This is a genomic window from Klebsiella sp. ME-303 (assembly GCF_007910085.1).
In the GTDB taxonomy this organism is placed as follows: domain Bacteria; phylum Pseudomonadota; class Gammaproteobacteria; order Enterobacterales; family Enterobacteriaceae; genus Klebsiella; species Klebsiella michiganensis.
In genome coordinates this window covers 261,748-281,229 of record NZ_VOJB01000061.1, presented here as the reverse complement: position 1 = coordinate 281,229, position 19,482 = coordinate 261,748, and the positions used below count along the sequence as shown (strand labels likewise).

Below are 19,482 nucleotides of genomic sequence, written 5' to 3'. Positions count from 1 at the left end.
GTCGCACTCTTTTTTTAGTTAAAGTGCGCGTCATTGTACATCAGAACGATAAATGGTTAAAAGCGGAGAAAATTACCGAACAATACAAGGAAAAACGGTGAGGGAAGGGAAGATTGCCCTCTCAAAGGGAGCAATGACGAAATCGCTCATAGCAAAACGCTATTAATCATAGACAATCAGTATTTAATTTCGCGCCCGAGATTTTCTATAGTCTCAGGCGCTGGTTTTCCTGCAATGAATGGCAGGCAATTTTAAAAAGGACTCTGGGAATATGATCTTCACGTTAAAAAAAGTCGCGGTACCGCTGGTTGTCGCAGGCTCGCTGCTGCTGGCCGCCTGCAAACCTGGCGAGCAGGACCCCAACCACATCAAAGTGGGCATAAGCGCAGGCGTTGACCAGGAAGTCTGGGCGGTGGCGCAAAAAGTGGCGAAAGAGAAGTACAATCTCGACGTTGAGGTGGTGACGTTTAATGATTTCGTCCTGCCCAACGAGGCGCTGAACAATGGCGATCTTGATGCTAACGCTTTCCAGCATAAGCCCTATCTGGACAAACAGATCCAGGAGCGCGGCTATAAGCTGGTTCAGGTTGGCACCACGTTCGTTTATCCGATAGCGGCCTATTCGAAGAAAATCACGTCGGTTGCTCAGCTGCCCGATGGCGCGCAGGTGGCGGTCCCCAACGATCCAACTAACCTCGGCCGCTCTCTGCTGCTGCTACAAAAGCAGGGGCTGATTACGCTGAAGGACGGCGTGGGTCTGCTGCCCACCTCGCTGGATATTATTAACAACCCGAAAAAGCTAAAAATCGTCGAAATTGAAGCGCCGCAGCTCACCCGCGCGCTGGACGACCAGCAGATAACCATGGCGATTATCAATACCACCTTCTCAAGCCAGGTCGGGCTGTCGCCGTCGCGCAACGGCCTGTTTGTGGAAAGCAAAGATTCCCCTTACGTGAATATCTTCGCCAGTCGTATCGAAAATAAAGACAGCGAAAAGGTGAAAAACCTGGTGAAGGCCTACCAGAGCGATGAGGTGGCCGCGGCAGCAGAGCAGCTTTACAAAGGCGATGCGGTTAAGGGCTGGTAATCGTTGACGTTTTCAGGCCCGTGACGCGCGGGCTGGCGCATGTGATGCGGAAGACAGCCGGTAGCCCACTACCGGCTTTTTTCTGGCTATTTTTGAATCAAATAGCGGATGGTTGGCCCATCCTGCTGAATGTCGAGCACGGTATAGCCGTGGTTTTTGGCATCCAGCGGGATGTTGTTAATCGACTGCGGACAGTCGCTGACCACTTCCAGAATCTCGCCTTTCTTCAGCGAAGGCATGGCTTCGAGCGTGGCGATGGCCGGATAGGGGCAGGGTTCGCCAACCATATCGAGGCGATAATCGGGGACCAGAGTTTTCATGCGGTTTCCTTAACGGTCGAGGGGGCGAGAGACTGGCGGCGGAAAAACCGTTTTTCCCAGCCAATCACCAGAATCAGCGCGATCAGCAGCAGGAGATAGGTCACCAGCAGGCCGCCGAATGGCCCGAAGGTCGCCAGCAGGTTGATTTTATCCCAGCTTGTGGCCAGCGCCGGAGAAAGCCCGTCCCAGTAGTAGGCGAGGATCGTTGAACCGATAACGTTGCCCAGCCCGACCCACCAGTAGTGCACCTGACCTTCCACCGCGCGGTACATCCAGCCGGTTTCGCAGCCGCCCGCCAGGACGATGCCAAAGCCAAACAGCAGGCCGCCGATAACCGCGTTGGGCCCCGCCCACATGATTTTCGGCTCCATACCCAGCTGCACGTAGCTGAAGATCCCAATAGCGCTGGCGGCCATGCCGAAAATAATCGCCTTCGCCATATTGGTACGCCCGGTGATCCACATATCGCGAAAGGCGGAGGTGAAGCAGATCTGCGCCCGCTCAATGAGCAGGCCAAATCCGACGCCAAATAGCAGCGCCAGGCCGAGCTTCGGCCGATCGGCCGCGGTGAGCAGGCCCCAGGCGATCATGGCGAAAAAGACCACCATGCCGAGACGGAACCGGCGCCGCGCCTGGTCAGGTTTTTGCGTCAGCGGCGAGGCCTGGGACACTTTCTGCATTTTTACCGGAATACGGAAGATGGGCAGTAAGGTAAAGCGCGCGCCGAACCAGGTTCCGATAGCGGTAGCGATGGCAAAGAACCAGGCGTGCAGGGAAAACTGTGGGATACCGGTAAAAAATGCGGCCAGATTGCAGCCCATCGCCAGACGGGCGCCGAAACCGGCGATGATTCCCCCGGCGACGGCCTGCAGAATGCGGATCCGGCTGCGGGGGAAGCGCAGCTTGACGTTATTCGCCCACAGCGCGGCGGCGAAACAGCCGCCAAACATGCCGATGATCATCATGCCGTCGATACGGGTGAGCGGGGTGCCCTCGAGATGAATGAGCTTATAGTAGCCCCACTCTTCGCTGTGCACGCCGACGAGCTGCAGCAATTGCCCACCCCAGCGGGTGAATTCGCCGGTGACGGCCCAGAAGGTGCCGGTAATGCCGAAGTAGTAGGTTGAGAGAATACCCGCGGCGATAACGGCGGGGACGGGGGACCAGAATTTAATCAGCCACGCCTGTTTGAACTGTTGCCATGTCATGTAGATGCCTCTGAACTCAGAAGGTATATTACCCGTAGCGGGTAGAAGAGGGGCGATAATACGCTGCTTATTAACGTAAAACGCTCGATGGGATCAAATTGAACGATAAAGAGAATATCAAAGGCCACGCCTGGGTGGCCTTTTACGCCTGCGGATCCGCGGTCAGTTATTAGATGACGGATATTGCGATTAATTAAAGCCCAGGCGAATAAGGTTTAGCGGGCAATATAACCCCTGATGTCCGTCTATTTCCACGCAGTCCGCCCGGCGGAGCTGCTCCGCCGTTTTACCCTCGGCGTGGATGGCTTTGATGACGCCCGTCGCGCCGCTGTCGGCCACCATAACCATGCTGCCGGTAGCGATAGCGTTACGGTTACGATCGTAGGTGTTCATATTTTTTCCTCCTGGTGAATATTTTGACGGGAATTAAAAACGGCATTTAAATACACCTTTGTGAAATAGCGTTTTTTGAGTCTCGTCAAAATATCGTTTTATTGTGCCGGGAGGACGGATGAGTGAGCGGAGAGTCAGCGGTAGCAGACAGGCCGCTACCGCGTTGGCGGCCAGCGAAAACAATCAGCGCAGCGAGCCCAGGGCGGCAATTAATCCCTGCACGCCTTTTTCCAGCTTTTCACGTGGGCAGCCGGCATTCAGGCGGACAAAACCCTTACCCTCATCGCCGTAGGTGTCCCCTGGCATAATGGCGACCTTCTGTTCCTCAATAAGTGCTTTTTGCAGGGCGCGATCGTCCACCGCCAGCGGGCGCAGGTCAATCCACGCCAGGTAAGTCGCCTGCGGCGGCTGCCAGTTTAGCTCGGGAAACGCCTGATTCAGTTCGCGCGCGATGTAGCGCATATTCTCCTGCAGATAGCCGCGCAGGGCATCCAGCCAGGCGGCGCCCTCGCGATAGGCGGCGATATGCGCCACCAGCGCCGGTACGGAAGGGGAAGAGAGGCCATCGCGGGCCTTAAGCGCGTGCAGATAGCTTTCGCGCGCCGCGGGATCGTCAATCAGCCCGTATGCGCCAGTAAACGCCGGAATGTTGAAACTTTTCGATCCGGAGGTGAACAGCGCCCAGGGGCTGCGAGCCACCTCGCACCACGGGGTGTGCTGATGTTCGTCCCACACCATGTCCATGTGGATCTCGTCGCTAATTACCTTTACGCCGTGCTTCTCGCACAGCCGCGCCATGGTTTCCAGCTCTTCGCGGGTCCATACCTTGCCGGTGGGGTTATGCGGACTGCACAGCAGCAGCACGGTATTACGCGGCTGAGCCAGTACCCGTTCCAGCTGCGCCATATCGCAGCGCCACTGATGGTTGTCGAGGGAGAGCGGAACCGCCGCGACGCGCCGCTGGTTGCCTTCAATGGTTTTATAAAAGGCATCGTAGGCCGGAGTGTGTACCACAATACCGTCACCCGCTGCCGACCACTGACGAATCATCTCCGCCACCATATAGATAACCGACGGCCCGTAAACAATTGCTTCGCGGTCGATTGGGCTATGAAAACGGCTGGCGAACCAGTGGCTCACCGCGCCGAGGAATTCATCGTTTTTCCAGCGGCTGTAGCCAAAAACGCCGTGCGCCAGGCGTTTGCTGACGGCATCGATAATGCAGGGGGCGGTGGCGAAATCCATGTCGGAGATCGTAAAGGGCAGCAGGTCGGCCGCGCCAAAACGGTCGGCGACGTAATCCCACTGGGTGCACCAGGTGCCGTGACGGTCGACCGGCGTTGAAAAATCAAACATCTGCACTTCCTTCATCATGTCCCCCTCCTGTTCGGAGGGGGCGGAGCCTATGCCTCGACGGTATTCATCAGGACAGCCATTTCATCTTTCACCGACTGCACCTGCGGGCCAATCACTACCTGCAGGTTGTGCTGATTGAGCTGCACCACGCCGATGGCGCGATTCGCTTTCAGCGCGGCGCTGTCGACTTTGCTCATGTCGTTAACCGACAGACGCAGGCGGGTGATGCAGTTATCGAGCGAAACGATATTTTCCGCGCCGCCGAGCGCCGCCAGAATCGCCGGGACGTTGTAGCCTGATTTTCCGGTCACGCCGGTGACGGCCTTTTCGAAGGCACTATTGGTTTCAATATCGCGTCCCGGGGTTTTCAGGTTAAAGCGGGTGATAGCGAAACGGAAGATACCGTAGTAAACCGCAAACCAGATGGCCGCGACCACCGGTACCAGATACCACTTGGTTGACAGACCGTGCAGAATGCCGAACACCACAAAGTCGATAACGTTGCCGTCGGTGTTGCCGATAGTCACGCCCAGAATGGCCATCATGGTAAAGCCCAGTCCGGTGAGGAGCGCGTGGATAACGTACAGCACCGGGGCGACGAACAGGAATAAAAATTCCAGCGGCTCGGTCGTGCCGCCTACCACGCAGGCGATAACGCCGGAAATCAGCAGCCCCTTAATTTTATGGCGGTTTTCCGGGCGAGCGCAGTGGTACATCGCCAGCGCCGCTCCCGGCAGGCCGCCGAGGAAGGCCGGCATTTTGCCTTGCGAGAGGAAACGGGTCGCGCTTTCGGAGAAGCCGTGGGTGGTTGGGCAACTGAGCTGGGCCTGGAAAATCGTCAGCGCGCCGCTGACGCTATGGCCGCAAACGTCCATGGTTCCACCCGCCTCGGTAAAGCGGATCAGCGCCACCAGAATATGGTGCAGGCCGAAAGGCAGCAGCAGGCGCTCTCCGGTACCGAAAATCATCGGTCCGAAATCTCCCGCGCTATTGATGACGTGGCCGAGGGCATTAATCCCCATGGCGAAGACGGGCCAGATCAGCGGAATGACCAGACCGACCAGGCCGAGAACCACGGTGGTGATAATCGGTACAAAGCGGGTGCCGCCAAAAAAGGCCAGCGCGTCGGGCAGGCGGATATTGTGAAAACGCTCATGCAGCATCCAGACGATGATCCCGGCGATCACCGCGCCGAGGATCCCGGTGTCGATCGATTGAATGCCGATAATATTCTGGATGTTGTTCGCTTTGAGGACGGCGGCATCGGTGGTCGGCAGAATGCCTTTGGCTGTCAGCCAGAAGTTAACCGCCAGATTCATCACGGCATAGCCGACAAAACCGGCAAACGCGGCGACGCCTTTGTTTTCTCGCGCCAGACCCAGTGGAATGGCGATACAGAACATCACCGGCAGAAAGCTGAAGGCGAAGGAGCCGACTTTGCCCATCCAGATGAATACGGCCTGCAGCAGCGGCACGTCCAGCCACGGCAGGAGCGTCAGGACATCATGGCTGCTCAGAGAGCTGCCGATCCCCAGCATGATCCCGCAAAAGGAGAGCAACGCCACGGGTAACATGAAGGTTTTCCCTAACTGCTGGAAAAACTCCCACAGGGTAATTTTGGTTGCTGTTTTCGCCGTCATAACACGAATCCTGGTTCTTTAAGTTATCGGTAGGATGTAACGCCACGGAAAGATAAAACGTTTTACCAAATTTTAGTGCGATAAAAATCACATATTCCGGCGATAATAACGTTTATAAAGAGAGTATCTTGATAAAACGTTTTATCGACAGCCAAAGGGAGTCGGCCTGCAGTTATGGCTATCGCGAAAAAAATCACTATTAATGATGTCGCCCAGGCGGCGGGCGTGTCGGTCAGTACGGTATCGCTGGTGCTGAGCGGCAAGGGGCGTATTTCGTCGGCGACCGGCGAGCGCGTCAATCATGCCATTGAACAGCTGGGCTTCGTGCGCAACCGCCAGGCGGCGTCGCTGCGCGGCGGCCAGAGCGGTGTTATTGGCCTGATCGTCAGCGACTTATCGAAGCCTTTCTACGCGGAGATGACCGCCGGATTGACCGACGCGCTTGAGTCGCAGGGCAGAATGGTGTTTCTCACCCAGGGGGGGCACAGCGGTGAAAAAATGCTCCAGCGTTTTGATACCCTGGTGGCGCAAGGGGTCGACGGCGTGGTGATTGCCGGGGCGATCGACCAGGGAGCGGAGCTGCGCGATCGCGCGGCGCAAGCTGGAATGCCGCTGGTGTTTGCTTCCCGCGCCAGCTATCTCGACGATGTCGACCTGATCCGCCCGGATAATATGCAGGCGGCGCAGATTGTCACCGAGCACCTGATCCGCCGCGGCCATCAGCGCATTGCCTGGCTGGGGGGGCAGAGCTCGTCCCTGACGCGCGCCGAACGGGTAGGCGGCTACTGCGCCACCCTGCTGAAGTATGGCCTGCCGTTTCATAGCGAGTGGGTGCTGGAGTGCGAGTCGAGCCAGAAGCAGGCGGCAGAGGCGATGGCGGCGCTGCTGCGGCAAAACCCAACGATTAGCGCGGTGCTGTGCTACAACAGCGTGATTGCCACCGGGGCGTGGTTTGGGCTGATGCGCGCCGGGCGCCAGAGCGGCGAAGCTGGCGTCGAAAGCTATTTTGAACAGCGGGTCGCGCTGGCGGCCTTTGCGGAGTTACCCGAGGAGGCGCTGGACGATCTGCCGCTGACCTGGGTGACGACGCCCGCCCGGGAGCTGGGACAAAGCCTCGCGGAGTGTATTTTACGGCGTATGGAAGAGGGACAGGGCGCGGCGAGAAACCAGATTATTTCTCCCCGGCTGATTACCCGAAAATAGCCCCTGGGCAGGGGCTATTTGCCGTTTATTGCTGCGGCGCGGCGGGTGGCACCACGTCTTGCGGCGCGTCATCTTGCGGCTGAGTTTCCTGCGGCGCTGCGGGTTCAGAGACGGCGGGAAGCGCTAAACCGAACATTCCGGCAAACTCATCCAGCGGCATTTTCTGTCCGTTCAGCGTAACCTGGCCGTCAGCGTACTGCAGACTTGAGGTAATGGCGTTATCTTCCATGGTGGAGATGCGGAACATCTGCCCCATCGCCGCCAGGCCTTTCACCTGCTGATCCGCAAGCTTAGCGGCGTCGGCGGGCTGATAGCCTTCCAGCCCGGCAATCTGGGTCATAAACGCCGTCGCCATATCCACCGGGATCACCAGCTTGCCGTCGAGCGATTTAACGCTACGATCCACCTCATCGGCCAGCGTCTGCGGCGGGGTGGTGGTCAGCGACGGGTCTTTCAGCAGAATCGAAAGATTCAGGGTGGTTTCCCCCTTCGCATTGCGCCAGCTCAGCGGCGAAATGGTCAGGGACGGGCTGCCTTTCAGCATCATCGGCAGCGCGCTAAAGAAGGTTTGCGTTAACGCCTGCTGATAGAGCTCAGGATTCTGCGCCAGCTGCGGATCCGCCATCAGCGTCTGCGCTTCAGCGTTGTATTTTTGGCTGAACTGATGGAAGGCTTCGCCATCAATATTGTCCAGCTTCAGCGTCAGCCGGCCGCTACCGATATCCTGATTTTGCAGCTTGAGGCTGTTGACCGTGTAGTCCAGCTGGCTGTTAATACCTTTACCGTCGGCAGTCAGCGACGAATTGCCGTCAATTTTCATCCCTTCGAACAGCGCCAGCTCTTTGCCTTCAACGCCAATCGCCAGCTTGTCCAGCGAGATAGCCTGTTTACCGATACGCTCGTTGAAGCTGGCCATTTCGGTAGAGCCGTCGGTTTTCAGGTTATTAAAGGTGAGCTGAACTTTCTGGTTGTACTCGTTAACCGCGTTAATCTGCCCGCTACCGGCTTCGCCGCTCAGGCTGAGGGTTTTCCCTTCGCGGTCAGCGTCCAGCTGGAACTGTCCGCCGCTGAAGGTCACCTTCTCATCGCCTTTCGCGTAATCAAGCGGGTTGAGCACAATAGCGGATGTGTTGTCGCCGCTATAAGCGATACGGGTATCAATGGTGAACGGCGTTTCGCCTTTAGCGATGTCGAACAGCGCCTTGCTGGCGTCGTTATTGGTCAGGGTGGTTTTGACGGACGCCATCGCCGGGGCGAGGTTAAAGGATTTGAGCGAAGCCAGCGGGAAAGGGCCGTGATCGACGACTTCATCAAACACCAGCGACTGTCCTGCGGCAAGCCAGCGGGGCGCTTTGCCGGCAGCAGGCTTCAGCACCAGCTGTAAATGGCTGCGGAACAGTCCGCGCTGATAGCCCTGATACGTCAGCTCCACGCCAGCCTGCGGCGCGCTGCTTTGCAGCTGAGCATTAGCCTGCTGCACCATGTCGGCAATGCGGCTTTCCAGCTGCTTCCCCGTATACCACGCGCCGCCCGTCCAGACGACGCCCAGCGCAATGATAACTCCTGCTGCGACCAGCGATTTTTTCATAGCATTTGTCCATAAATGAAACCAGGCGGATCGGGCCGCCTGGTTGTGTTGTCATGATGGGTGAAAGTCTAGCAACTGTGGCTAAAAAGTTCAGTAACTTACTGGAGCTTATTAAACACGCGCGCCACGCGGCCGCGGCCGCTGACCTGCACCGGTGATTCATTACAGCCGATAAACGCGGATTCACCCGGCTTCAGCGTCAGGCGCTGTTCGCCTTTGGCAATCGTCGCCTCACCCTCGACGCAGAACAGGATCGCCGCGCTCTGCTGGGCGATGGTTGACGCCTGCGCTGACAGGTCGTGCAGCGAGAAGGCAAAATCGTCAACCGGGATGGGGAAGTCCAGCTCCGCGCCGTGAATTACCGGCTGGGTCAGCAGTTGGCCCGCGGGTTTTGGCTCAAATTTGACGTTCGCCACCAGTTCCGGAATATCGATATATTTCGGCGTCAGGCCCGCGCGAAGCACGTTATCAGAGTTGGCCATCACTTCCAGCGCCACGCCCTGCAGGTAGGCGTGCGGGGTTTCCGCAAACAGGAACATCGCCTCGCCGGGATTCAGTTTGACCACGTTGAGCAGCAGCGGAGAGAAGAGGCCGCTATCGTCCGGGTAGAACTCGGCGATCAGGCGGATAGTCTGCCAGGGCTCACCCTGTTCGCTGTCCAGCGCCGCCTGCAGCGCCCGTAAGGCGTGCGCTTTTTCATCGCCTTTCATGTTCAGCAGGCTGGCGAACAGCTGGCTAAGATGCCCGGCGTCAGGCTGCGCAAGGAACTGGGCAATCGCCGGATGCGCATCGGCAACCGGCTGCAGCAGGGTGACGATTTCGGCAAACTCGCGGAAGGCGTTCATGGCGAGGAACGGCGTTAAGGCGAAAACCAGCTCCGGCTTGTGGTTCGGATCTTTATAGTTACGTTCGGCGGCATCAAGCGGGATCCCGGCAGCGTTCTCTTTGGCAAAACCGATCTCCGAGGCCTGCTTGTTGGGGTGCACCTGGATAGAGAGCGGCTGTGCGGCGCACAGGACTTTGAACAGGAACGGCAGTTCGCCAAAACGCTCGGCGACTTTCGCGCCAAGCAGGGTTGCTTTATCGCTTTCGATCGCGTCGCGCAGAGAGCGCGGCGTCCCGCTATTATCCACAATCTGCGAGCTGCTCTTGGGATGGGCGCCCATCCACAGCTCCGCCATCGGCAGGTTGTCCGGGTTAGCAATCCCATAAAGTTCGGTTAAGGCGGTATGGCTTCCCCAGGCGTAGTTTTGCACTGAGTTAATGAGCTTTTGCATTCTCAATCCCTGTTTCCACTTAATAGTCATGGCACTATTAAACCAGCAATCGACCGATAAGCAACCGGCGCGAAGAAAAAGTCGTCCTTGTCTCAGTTTTTGTTAAAAAATTGTGTAAAATCGATCGACTCGCTTTTCCACGGGCAAATGGAGTGTCTGCCTGAAATATAATCAGCTAAGCAGTAAGTGAGAGCACAATGTCGAATAAACCGTTTGTATATCAGGATCCTTTTCCACTGAAAAAGGACGATACCGAGTACTACCTCCTCAGCAGTGATTACGTCTCCGTCGCCGAATTCGCCGGCCAGGAAGTTCTGAAAGTTGAACCTCAGGCGCTAACTTTACTGGCACAACACGCTTTCCACGACGCCTCCTTTATGCTTCGCCCGGCGCACCAGCAGCAGGTGGCCGATATTCTCAACGACCCGGAAGCCAGCGAAAACGATAAGTACGTGGCGCTGCAGTTTCTGCGCAACTCGGATATCGCGGCCAAAGGCGTGCTGCCGACCTGCCAGGATACCGGTACCGCGATTATTACCGGCAAAAAAGGCCAGCGCGTGTGGACCGGCGGCGGCGATGAAGCCGCGCTGGCGCAGGGCGTTTATAACACCTATATCCAGGATAACCTGCGCTATTCGCAGAACGCGCCGCTGGATATGTATAAAGAGGTCAACACCGGCACTAACCTGCCTGCGCAGATCGATCTTTACGCCACCGACGGCGAGGAGTACAAATTCCTCTGCATCGCCAAAGGCGGCGGCTCGGCGAATAAAACCTACCTGTACCAGGAAACCAAAGCGCTAATTACCCCGGCGAAGCTGAAAAACTATCTCGTCGAAAAAATGCGCACTCTGGGAACCGCCGCCTGCCCGCCGTACCATATTGCTTTCGTCATTGGCGGCACCTCGGCGGAGTCCACCCTGAAAACCGTTAAGCTGGCCTCAACCAAGTACTACGACGGCCTGCCGACCGAAGGCAACGAACACGGTCAGGCCTTCCGCGATATTCAGCTGGAACAGGAACTGCTGGTGGAGGCGCAAAACCTCGGTCTCGGCGCGCAGTTCGGCGGCAAATACTTCGCCCACGATATCCGCGTCGTGCGCCTGCCGCGCCACGGCGCCTCCTGCCCGGTGGGCATGGGCGTCTCCTGCTCGGCGGATCGCAATATCAAAGCCAAGATCAACCGCCAGGGGATCTGGATTGAGAAACTGGAGAGCAATCCGGGCAAATATATTCCCGAGCATCTTCGTCAGGCCGGCGAGGGCGAGGCGGTCAAGGTCAACCTCAACCAGCCGATGAGCGATATTCTGGCGCTGCTGTCGCAGTACCCGGTGTCGACCCGCCTGTCGCTGAGCGGGACGATTATCGTGGCCCGCGATATCGCCCACGCGAAGCTGAAAGAGCTTATCGACAGCGGTGAGGCGTTGCCGCAGTACGTCAAAGACCACCCGATCTACTACGCGGGCCCGGCAAAAACGCCCGACGGCTACGCGTCCGGCTCCCTTGGCCCGACGACCGCTGGCCGCATGGACTCCTACGTCGACCTGCTGCAGGCGCACGGGGCGAGTAAAATCATGTTAGCCAAAGGCAACCGCAGCCAGCAGGTGACCGACGCCTGTCATAAACACGGCGGTTTCTACCTCGGCAGCATCGGCGGCCCGGCGGCGGTACTGGCGCAGCAGAGTATCCGCAGCCTCGAGTGCGTGGCCTATCCTGAACTGGGGATGGAAGCCATCTGGAAAATTGAAGTCGAAGACTTCCCGGCGTTTATCCTCGTGGATGACAAAGGCAACGACTTCTTCCAGCAAATCCAGAGCTCGCAGTGCGCCCGCTGCGTAAAATGATTTCAGCCGCCCTTCGGGGCGGTTTTTTTATGCCGCTTAGCGGCACGAACCACCAAAACAACTTATAAATCTGACCCATACTTTACCCTTTGAGCAGGTGAGCTTTGTCGCTATTACGCACGTTGAATCCAAGGAGAAAGTCATGACAACGCATCGCAGTGAAAAAGACTCAATGGGCGCCATCGATGTGCCTGCCGACAAGCTATGGGGCGCGCAAACCCAGCGCTCGCTGGAACATTTTCGTATTTCGACGGAAAAAATGCCGGCCGAGCTTATTTATGCGCTGGCGCTGACCAAGCGCGCAGCGGCGAAGGTGAATAACGATCTCGGCCTTCTGGCCGCGGAGAAAGCGCAAGCGATTATTCAGGCCGCGGACGAAGTGCTGGCAGGCAAACATCCGGACGAGTTTCCGCTGGCTATCTGGCAAACCGGCTCCGGCACGCAAAGCAACATGAATATGAATGAGGTACTGGCCAATCGCGCGAGTGAACTGCTGGGCGGGCCGCGCGGGATGGAGCGTAAGATTCACCCCAACGATGATGTCAACAAGAGCCAGAGCTCTAACGACGTGTTCCCGACGGCGATGCACGTGGCGGCGATGATTGCCCTGCGGGAGAAGCTGATCCCGCAGCTCAACGTGCTGAAGCAGACCCTGAACAATAAAGCCGTTGCCTTCAGCGATATTGTCAAAATCGGCCGCACCCATCTGCAGGATGCGACGCCGCTGACCCTCGGTCAGGAGATCTCCGGCTGGGTAGCCATGCTGGAGCACAATTTAAAACATCTCGATCATAGCCTGCCGCATCTGGCCGAGCTGGCGCTGGGCGGGACGGCGGTGGGAACCGGGCTCAATACCCATCCGGAATATGCGGTACGCGTCGCCGCCGAGCTGGCGGCCTTAAGCGGCCAGCCGTTTGTCACCGCGCCGAACAAGTTTGAAGCGCTGGCGACCGTTGATGCGCTGGTGCACGCGCACGGGGCGCTGAAAGGGCTGGCCGCTTCGCTGATGAAAATTGCCAACGATGTGCGCTGGCTGGCCTCCGGCCCGCGCTGTGGGATTGGCGAAATTGCGATCCCGGAAAATGAACCGGGTTCGTCGATTATGCCGGGCAAGGTGAACCCGACCCAGTGCGAAGCCCTGACCATGCTGTGCTGTCAGGTGATGGGCAACGATGTCGCGGTGAATATCGGCGGCGCATCGGGCAACTTTGAGCTCAACGTCTATCGCCCGATGGTGATCCACAACTTCCTGCAATCGGTGCGGCTGCTGGCTGACGGGATGGCGAGCTTTAACGAGCACTGCGCGGAAGGCATTGAGCCGAACCGTGAACGCATCAGCCAGTTGCTGAATGAGTCGCTGATGCTGGTAACCGCGCTGAATACCCATATCGGCTATGACAAAGCGGCGGAAATTGCCAAAAAGGCCCATAAAGAGGGGTTAACCCTGAAAGCGTCGGCGCTGGCGCTCGGCTACCTGACGGAAGCCGAGTTTGACCGCTGGGTACGCCCGGAAGAGATGGTGGGCAGTATGTCTACTCGCTAGCCAGCCACAGGTGCAGCCGCGGAATCAGTAGCCTGAGCGACTGCGCCTGCGGTTTGTAGCGATACTGCACGTTATCGGCGTCATAGTTCAGGAGTTCACCGAGGTCCGGCACGCTGACGCCCTTGGTGCCGGATATCAGTGCAATCATCGGTCCCGGACAGGCGTATTGCACCTGTTTTTGTTCCCCGCTGTACCAGACCCTGGCGATGGGCTGCACCTTCACCGGCCGCTTGATTTTCAGCTTTGCCCGCTGCGGCAGGGCGGCAATATCCTGATACTCTCGCTCCAGCTTGCTTTGCCACTGCTCGCGGGTCCACGGCGGAACCGCCCGGGGCGACTGAAGGCTTTTTTCCAGCTGCATGAGTACCCGATCGCGGGTGAGATTTTTAATCACGTGCTTATTGGCCCAGCCGAAGCGGATGGTGCTCGGATCGAGGAGGGGAGTTAGCGTGCGATAGGCGCTCAGCGTAATCAGTCCCGGCAGGTGGCGGTGGACCCACTCAAACCGCGCGGCGGCAGGCAGGCCGGAATCCACGGTGATAATCTTCTCGAAGCGCGCTTTGAGGGCGTTGATATGGGTGATTTTGTCTAAGAGTTCAGCCTGTTCCCGGGCGTCAGTTTGCAGACAAATCGCGCCGGGTAAACGCACGGCGGCTTTGCTGCTGCGGGTTTCCGACTGCTGCTGGATAAACAGATGACTATAGTGCCTGAGCGCCATCTCCAGCGCGGTTTTGCCGGTGTGCTGAACCACGTTGATGCTCTCCAGCGGCTGGTGTTCTGCGTCTTTACTCACCGGCGGCAGCTCAAAGACGCGGGCGGCCAGCAGGCGGCACTGGCTCAGGGCGTGTTTTAGCGCCTGCAGTTCATGCTCGAGCTGGCGAAAGGTGTCGTTCAGACGTTCAACAAGGTCATAGCTGGCCATATTTCCCCATCTTAGTTACAACATACTTAGCGATTTTTTAACTATAGCAGGCCTCAGCTTTTGCGCAAAGGCGTATCAGGCGGAGGTAAAATCCGGCAACTGATGATAGACCGGCCAGCTAAAGCAAAAACAGGCCCCGCCCAGCGAACTCGCTTCGCAATGCACTTCTCCGGCCATTGCCTGGGCGATGCTGTGGACGATAGCTAAACCGAGGCCACAGCCGCCGGTCGCGCGATCGCGGCTCGGGTCGAGGCGTACGAAAGGCTCGAACACTCGCTCACGTTCATCAGGCGCAATTCCGGGGCCATCATCTTCGACCCGCAGCGTCGCGCGCGAAGCCTGCAGCGTCAGGCTGATCTGAATACGCTGGTTACTGTAGCGCAGGGCATTATTCACCAGATTATCCAGCACCCGTTCCATTAAGCGCATATCCAGCGCGCCGTAACTCCCGGCCACGACGTCGGTTAGCGCAATCTCGCGCTGGGGATTAACCGTCTGAATATCTTCAACGTGATCGCGGATCCACGCCGGGAAATTGGGGGTCGTTAGCTTCAGTTCGTTCTGCGGGCGGTCAAGCCGGGCGTAGGTCAGAAGTTCTTCAATCAGCGCCTCCAACTGCCCGATATCGCGGTTCAACGCCTGCGATTCGGCTTCGGTGAGGTTCTCACTCATTTCCAGGCGATAGCGCAGGCGCACCAGCGGGGTCCGCAGTTCATGGGCGATGCCATCGATCAGCTGTTTTTTGCTGGCGATAAGCGCGTTGATGTTATCGGCCATCTGATTAAACGCCACCCCCAGCCGCGCGAAGCTGGACATGCTGTCGAAATGAATGCGTTCAGTAAGATGTCCGTCGCCGAAGCGCTGGGCGGCGGTCTCAATACGCAGCATCTCCTGCCAGTGAGGACGCATCCAGATAAAGACCGGAAAGGCCAGCGAGATGGCGATAAAAGCCATCAGGGCCAGATCGAGCAGGCGCATCTCATGCAAAAAATAGAGATACGGCACCGGACCGACGGAGAGCACGTAGTGGCTGCGCGGGATCCGCTGGATAAAGGTGTACTGATCGTCGAGGGCGACGATATCCCCGGCGCGCAGATGCTGCATCGAGTTTTCCGAGAGCTTGAATTTGCTGATGGGCTCGATATGCAGATCGAAAGAGAGATTGAGGTCCAGCTCTTTGAGCGTTTTGCTCCAGTCGCGCGGCGGGATCTCCCGCAGCTCGCTGCGCATCAGATACAGCGAACTTTTCATCAGGTCGTCCAGCGACTGACGCCCTGCGCGTTCGGCGGTGAATTTGTACACCAGGCCCACCATCATGGTCATGACCAGGAAGCAGACGAACAGCAGGAGGTAAAACTGCACAAACAGCTTTTTCATTAAATATCACTCAAAATCAAAAGGTTAAATTCCTGCTTTTACCTGCAGGGGCACTGCGGGGGCATTTATCCAGGCGCAATCTACGTGAAAAACCCTTGTTGCGTTTTATGCCCATTTGATTTGCTATGAAAGCAGGGTTCGCTGCGGCTGACAACATCCGGCACGCATAAGTATGATGGTGTGGGTTGAAGCCAAATCAGAGAAGAATGTAATGTACCTCGGTCGGCGCCGATGTGCGAAGCGTTCTCTGTTTTAATCCGTTTTATTCCACCCTCATTCCGCCAGGCTGAACAGGCGTACTTAAAGGAGAATAAAAGCATGCATCTTGAACGACACAGCATTGAACGCGTCGGATGGTTAAGGGCTGCTGTACTCGGGGCTAACGATGGTATTGTTTCGACAGCGAGCCTTGTTCTTGGCGTTGCGTCTGCTAATACGGGCTCTTCCGGGGTTTTACTGGCGGGCATTGCCGGGCTGGTCGCGGGGGCGATGTCGATGGCCGCGGGGGAATATGTTTCCGTCTCATCTCAGGCCGACACGGAAAACGCGGTTCTCGCTCAGGAAAAGAGGGAACTGGAAACAGATTATCAGGGAGAAGTACGCGAGCTGACTTTACTTTATGTGCAACGCGGACTCGAGCCAGAGCTTGCCCAAAAGGTTGCCGAACAACTCATGGTGAAAGATGCTCTGGACACGCATGCCCGCGAGGAGCTGGGACTGACGGATACCAATTCTGCGCGCCCCCTGCAGGCTGCCGTTTTCTCGGCGCTGAGTTTTTCCGCTGGCGCAACGTTGCCTTTAGTCGTTGCATGGCTTTCTCCAGCAACGCTGGTTTTTCTCTTTGTTATTCTCTCCTCCCTTTTTTCACTGGCCGCTCTTGGCTATATATCTTCAATTGTCAGCAGAGCCTCTCCTGTCAGGGCGATCGGCAGAATTACTTTCTGGAGCACCCTGGCGATGTTTTCGTCGATGGGAATAGGTCATCTTGCCGGGCAGGTATTGTTTTAATAGATGGCTTAACTCGCAGAAAAGAGAAATATCTGGCGTGTGGTGGGCTGAAAAATGAGTGATTTGTATCGCGTGCGCGGGACTTATTCCTAACCCATTGTCATTTTTCCAGGCGCACTTCCGGCGCGGAGCGAACATTCACTCGCGCACAGGCAGCGGTCAGGGAGGCAAAAGATTTAAATCTTTAGTGCGGCAAGGATGGCGGTCTCCATTTTCTCCGGGGTGGTGAACGGCGCGAAACGCGTGAGAGGGGTGCCGTCGCGACCGATCAAGAACTTCGTGAAGTTCCATTTGATCCGCCCGCCCAGCACGCCGGGTAACTCATCTTTCAGGTAACGAAACAGCGGGTGCGCGCCGGCGCCGTTGACCTCCACTTTCTCGAACATCGGGAAGCTTACACCGTAATTGATCCGACAGGTCTGCTCGATGTCATCGACGCCGCCGGGCTCCTGCTTACCAAACTGGTTGCAGGGGAAACCAAGCACTATCAGCCCATGGGCAGCGTATTTCGCATAGAGCGCTTCCAGCCCTGCATATTGCTGGCTGGCAGTATTGACCACCAGAACGAGCTTGCCAGCATAGTCAGCCATTGAGATGGGCTGGCCGTGCAGGCTGGTGGCAGTCAATTGGTAAAAGGTAGTCATATCGTGTTCCTCAGTGCAGCGCCCGTTGCGCGTCTTTATCGCTGGATTGGTTCATATACTGAAAGAACATTGAAAAGAGTCGTTCGTCTCAGGATTTCTTTCCCTGGTCTGCCTTTCTGGTGCGATACCATGCGGCAAAATCAACGGAGACCATCGGCCGGGCATAAAAATATCCCTGAACCTCATCGCAGCCCAGGCTGCGTAAAATCTCAACCGTTTCGAGATCCTCGACGCCTTCGGCAAGGACGACGTAATCGAGCTGCTTGAGGAGCCTGATAACGTTGTGCACAATAATGCGGCTGGCTTTCTCATGGACTATATGCCTCACAATAGACCGGTCGAGTTTGATGATGTCCAGCGGGATTTGCCGCAGGTAATTAATGTTGCTGTATCCCGATCCAAAGTCATCCAGAGAAATTTTAAACCCGCGTTTTTTGAGCATGTCCAGTCCGTTCAGCGCGGCCGGACTTTCAAGCATCTTCTCAGTCTCCAGACACTCCACCCCCAGCAGGGCTGGGTCAAGACACGCCTCCCGCAGTTTCTGCTCAAGCTCCTCAGCGAAATCGGGTCGAGAAAAATCGCTGGCGGCGAGATTAATTGAGACGGGAAGAGAAAGCCCCCGATCCCGCCAGTCACTCAACTGCGCGATAGTATGATCGATAACCCAGGCCGAGAGTTCGCGCATCAGGCTAGTCTTTTCGACCAGCGGAATAAATTCACCCGGCAGCACTTCGCCATTGATAGGATGCTTCCATCTTATCAAGGCTTCAGCGCCCGTCACGTCTCCCGTCGTCAGCGAAATTTTTGGCTGAAAGACCAGATATAACCCCTGGTTTCCCTGCAGCGTTTGCCTGAGTTCGGTGAGCAGGCTGAAATCTCGCTTCTTGCGGATGTCCAGTGCGTCATTATAGGTCGTAAAACGGTGCCCCTGGCTTATCGCTTCATGCAGTGCGCTCACCGCGCGCCGCAGAATTTCATTTGGCGTCATGTCGCTATCGCAAATACCGGAGTCACCCATGTGAATATTCAAATCCAGGGGAACGTCCGGGCCGATCCTGGCCTGGGTTCCCTGAAGCCGTAGTGCTATACCCTCCAATGACAGCGCCATGGGTTCCGGGGTGAAAAAGGCAAAGCGTCCAACCGCCACGGCGTAAAGTTTGCTCGCCATGGGCAGGCGCGCCTGCAGCGCGACGGTCATGTCACGAAGCAAATTCTCTACCGCCAGCATCCCCAATGAGCGGGCCATCTCGTAGGCAAATGGCATATCAATGCAGTCAATAATGACCAGCCTGAAAGTACCCTCCGCCGACACCTCAATGTCCTTGAGCAGGCGCTGCCGATTGGGTAAAAGCGTGACGACGTCGATATACCCCACTGAGTGCCAGGAGGCTAAGAAATCCGATATCAGCTCGGCCAGCGCCTTAAAAATAGCGATCTGCTCATCTGAAAGTGCCCTGGGTTGCGTATCTAAGATACTCAAGGTACCCACGGTCACTCCGTCGCGGGTTTTCAGCGGGCATCCTGCATAAAAGCGAATGAATGGCGCTTCTCTGACCGCCCGATCGCGATGAAAGATCGGGTGCTGATGCGTATCAGGACAAAGGAGAGTCTCACCCTGTTTCAGGGTCTGTTCGCAAAATGCTCCGCCCAGGCTGGTGTCCGTGGGGGCGATATTCTGAGCGGATTTGATGTACTGCTTTTCATCGTCAAGGATTGACACAAAACTCATTGGCATTTTTAGCAACTGGCAGACCAGATGAGTGTATTTTTTTAACGCTTCGTCTCGCCCTTCGTCCGCGTTTTTTAACAGGTCAATCGCCGCGCGTCTTTTGCTTTCATCGCTGCTGAGATCGTTCAACATATAGATGCTCCCGTGCAGTAGATATTGCGGTCATCCCAACCCACTGAAGGTGTGAATCTCTATACTCACGACGGGTGTCGATACTGGCCAGGCGCCAGCGCTATCACTCCACAGTAGAATGTTTTCCGTTGATTGTCTGCAAAGAGTATCACCCGCCCGGCAAGTCGTGAGGCGCGCCGCGCGGTGAAGCGCGGGTTTTGCGTGGGAAAAG

The 19,482-nt window shown here is 56.9% G+C and carries 16 protein-coding genes; 5 read left to right on the top strand and 11 right to left on the bottom strand.

Annotated elements, in window-relative coordinates; genetic code table 11:
* Window positions 1-271 precede the first annotated feature (271 nt).
* Complete coding sequence (metQ, locus tag FQK12_RS06810; protein WP_004851417.1) at window positions 272-1,087, top strand: methionine ABC transporter substrate-binding lipoprotein MetQ; 816 nt, start codon at window positions 272-274, stop codon at window positions 1,085-1,087.
* An 86-nt stretch (window positions 1,088-1,173) separates the two neighbouring features.
* Here the strand turns inward: metQ and yedF are convergent, their stop codons facing one another.
* From yedF to malX, 5 genes are all read right to left on the bottom strand, one after another.
* A complete protein-coding gene (gene yedF, locus FQK12_RS06805) occupies window positions 1,174-1,407 on the bottom strand; it encodes a sulfurtransferase-like selenium metabolism protein YedF (RefSeq protein WP_004102619.1) in 234 nt (77 codons plus the stop codon).
* The gene (yedE, locus tag FQK12_RS06800; protein ID WP_014229582.1) at window positions 1,404-2,615 is read right to left on the bottom strand and encodes a selenium metabolism membrane protein YedE/FdhT; all 1,212 of its coding nucleotides are present in this window, start codon (window positions 2,613-2,615) and stop codon (window positions 1,404-1,406) included. Before yedE ends, yedF begins: the two co-directional genes overlap by 4 nt.
* A 189-nt stretch (window positions 2,616-2,804) precedes the next feature.
* Window positions 2,805-3,008 (bottom strand): putative selenium delivery protein YdfZ, encoded by a 204-nt coding sequence (gene ydfZ / locus FQK12_RS06795; protein WP_004851411.1) that lies wholly within the window; start codon window positions 3,006-3,008, stop codon window positions 2,805-2,807.
* Between the two features lie 183 nt (window positions 3,009-3,191).
* Window positions 3,192-4,364 carry a MalY/PatB family protein gene (locus FQK12_RS06790; protein WP_014229581.1) on the bottom strand — a complete coding sequence of 391 codons (1,173 nt, stop codon included), beginning with the start codon at window positions 4,362-4,364 and terminating at the stop codon, window positions 3,192-3,194.
* A gap of 47 nt (window positions 4,365-4,411) precedes the next feature.
* Window positions 4,412-6,004, bottom strand: a complete 1,593-nt coding sequence (malX, locus tag FQK12_RS06785; protein ID WP_004119586.1) for a maltose/glucose-specific PTS transporter subunit IIBC — start codon at window positions 6,002-6,004, stop codon at window positions 4,412-4,414.
* Window positions 6,005-6,178: 174 nt separating this feature from the next.
* Here malX and FQK12_RS06780 point away from each other — a divergent pair, with 174 nt between their 5' ends.
* Window positions 6,179-7,207, top strand: a complete 1,029-nt coding sequence (locus FQK12_RS06780; protein WP_004851407.1) for a Mal regulon transcriptional regulator MalI — start codon at window positions 6,179-6,181, stop codon at window positions 7,205-7,207.
* 25 nt (window positions 7,208-7,232) lie between these two features.
* On the opposite strand, the gene FQK12_RS06775 is transcribed toward FQK12_RS06780, so the two are convergent.
* Together FQK12_RS06775 and manA are read right to left on the bottom strand one after the other, a co-directional pair.
* Window positions 7,233-8,795 carry a YdgA family protein gene (locus FQK12_RS06775; protein ID WP_014229580.1) on the bottom strand — a complete coding sequence of 521 codons (1,563 nt, stop codon included), beginning with the start codon at window positions 8,793-8,795 and terminating at the stop codon, window positions 7,233-7,235.
* A gap of 98 nt (window positions 8,796-8,893) precedes the next feature.
* Window positions 8,894-10,072 carry a mannose-6-phosphate isomerase gene (gene manA, locus FQK12_RS06770; RefSeq protein WP_014229579.1) on the bottom strand — a complete coding sequence of 393 codons (1,179 nt, stop codon included), beginning with the start codon at window positions 10,070-10,072 and terminating at the stop codon, window positions 8,894-8,896.
* A gap of 197 nt (window positions 10,073-10,269) precedes the next feature.
* Between manA and fumA the strand changes: the two genes are divergently transcribed.
* Both fumA and fumC read left to right on the top strand, forming a co-directional pair.
* Window positions 10,270-11,916: a class I fumarate hydratase FumA gene (gene fumA / locus FQK12_RS06765; protein ID WP_014229578.1), complete on the top strand. Its 1,647-nt coding sequence runs from the start codon at window positions 10,270-10,272 to the stop codon at window positions 11,914-11,916.
* A 142-nt stretch (window positions 11,917-12,058) separates the two neighbouring features.
* Window positions 12,059-13,459: a class II fumarate hydratase gene (gene fumC / locus FQK12_RS06760; RefSeq protein WP_004851399.1), complete on the top strand. Its 1,401-nt coding sequence runs from the start codon at window positions 12,059-12,061 to the stop codon at window positions 13,457-13,459.
* Here the strand turns inward: fumC and tus are convergent.
* Together tus and rstB are read right to left on the bottom strand one after the other, a co-directional pair.
* Window positions 13,449-14,381: a DNA replication terminus site-binding protein gene (tus, locus tag FQK12_RS06755; RefSeq protein WP_014229577.1), complete on the bottom strand. Its 933-nt coding sequence runs from the start codon at window positions 14,379-14,381 to the stop codon at window positions 13,449-13,451. The genes fumC and tus overlap by 11 nt on opposite strands.
* Window positions 14,382-14,456: 75 nt before the next feature.
* Window positions 14,457-15,758 (bottom strand): two-component system sensor histidine kinase RstB, encoded by a 1,302-nt coding sequence (gene rstB / locus FQK12_RS06750; protein ID WP_014229576.1) that lies wholly within the window; start codon window positions 15,756-15,758, stop codon window positions 14,457-14,459.
* Window positions 15,759-16,076: 318 nt separating this feature from the next.
* On the opposite strand from rstB, the gene FQK12_RS06740 reads away from it, so the two are divergent.
* Window positions 16,077-16,766 carry a VIT family protein gene (locus tag FQK12_RS06740; protein WP_014229575.1) on the top strand — a complete coding sequence of 230 codons (690 nt, stop codon included), beginning with the start codon at window positions 16,077-16,079 and terminating at the stop codon, window positions 16,764-16,766.
* A gap of 176 nt (window positions 16,767-16,942) precedes the next feature.
* Here FQK12_RS06740 and FQK12_RS06735 read toward each other — a convergent pair whose 3' ends face one another.
* On the bottom strand, window positions 16,943-17,410 hold the full coding sequence (locus tag FQK12_RS06735) for a glutathione peroxidase (RefSeq protein ID WP_014229574.1): 468 nt from the start codon (window positions 17,408-17,410) through the stop codon (window positions 16,943-16,945).
* A gap of 88 nt (window positions 17,411-17,498) precedes the next feature.
* A complete protein-coding gene (locus FQK12_RS06730; protein ID WP_014229573.1) occupies window positions 17,499-19,271 on the bottom strand; it encodes an EAL domain-containing protein in 1,773 nt (590 codons plus the stop codon).
* Between the last annotated feature and the right edge of the window lie 211 nt (window positions 19,272-19,482).

Bases quoted from the DNA above. Each gene is read 5' to 3' on its own strand.
- ydfZ (WP_004851411.1), bottom strand. From the start codon at position 3,008: ATGAACACCTACGATCGTAACCGTAACGCTATCGCTACCGGCAGCATG.
- FQK12_RS06775 (WP_014229580.1), bottom strand. From the start codon at position 8,795: ATGAAAAAATCGCTGGTCGCAGCAGGAGTTATCATTGCGCTGGGCGTC.
- FQK12_RS06740 (WP_014229575.1), top strand. From the start codon at position 16,077: ATGCATCTTGAACGACACAGCATTGAACGCGTCGGATGGTTAAGGGCT.
- malX (WP_004119586.1), bottom strand. From the start codon at position 6,004: ATGACGGCGAAAACAGCAACCAAAATTACCCTGTGGGAGTTTTTCCAG.
- tus (WP_014229577.1), bottom strand. From the start codon at position 14,381: ATGGCCAGCTATGACCTTGTTGAACGTCTGAACGACACCTTTCGCCAG.
- fumA (WP_014229578.1), top strand. From the start codon at position 10,270: ATGTCGAATAAACCGTTTGTATATCAGGATCCTTTTCCACTGAAAAAG.
- FQK12_RS06780 (WP_004851407.1), top strand. From the start codon at position 6,179: ATGGCTATCGCGAAAAAAATCACTATTAATGATGTCGCCCAGGCGGCG.
- manA (WP_014229579.1), bottom strand. From the start codon at position 10,072: ATGCAAAAGCTCATTAACTCAGTGCAAAACTACGCCTGGGGAAGCCAT.
- yedF (WP_004102619.1), bottom strand. From the start codon at position 1,407: ATGAAAACTCTGGTCCCCGATTATCGCCTCGATATGGTTGGCGAACCC.
- FQK12_RS06790 (WP_014229581.1), bottom strand. From the start codon at position 4,364: ATGTTTGATTTTTCAACGCCGGTCGACCGTCACGGCACCTGGTGCACC.
- fumC (WP_004851399.1), top strand. From the start codon at position 12,059: ATGACAACGCATCGCAGTGAAAAAGACTCAATGGGCGCCATCGATGTG.
- yedE (WP_014229582.1), bottom strand. From the start codon at position 2,615: ATGACATGGCAACAGTTCAAACAGGCGTGGCTGATTAAATTCTGGTCC.
- rstB (WP_014229576.1), bottom strand. From the start codon at position 15,758: ATGAAAAAGCTGTTTGTGCAGTTTTACCTCCTGCTGTTCGTCTGCTTC.
- FQK12_RS06735 (WP_014229574.1), bottom strand. From the start codon at position 17,410: ATGACTACCTTTTACCAATTGACTGCCACCAGCCTGCACGGCCAGCCC.
- metQ (WP_004851417.1), top strand. From the start codon at position 272: ATGATCTTCACGTTAAAAAAAGTCGCGGTACCGCTGGTTGTCGCAGGC.
- FQK12_RS06730 (WP_014229573.1), bottom strand. From the start codon at position 19,271: ATGTTGAACGATCTCAGCAGCGATGAAAGCAAAAGACGCGCGGCGATT.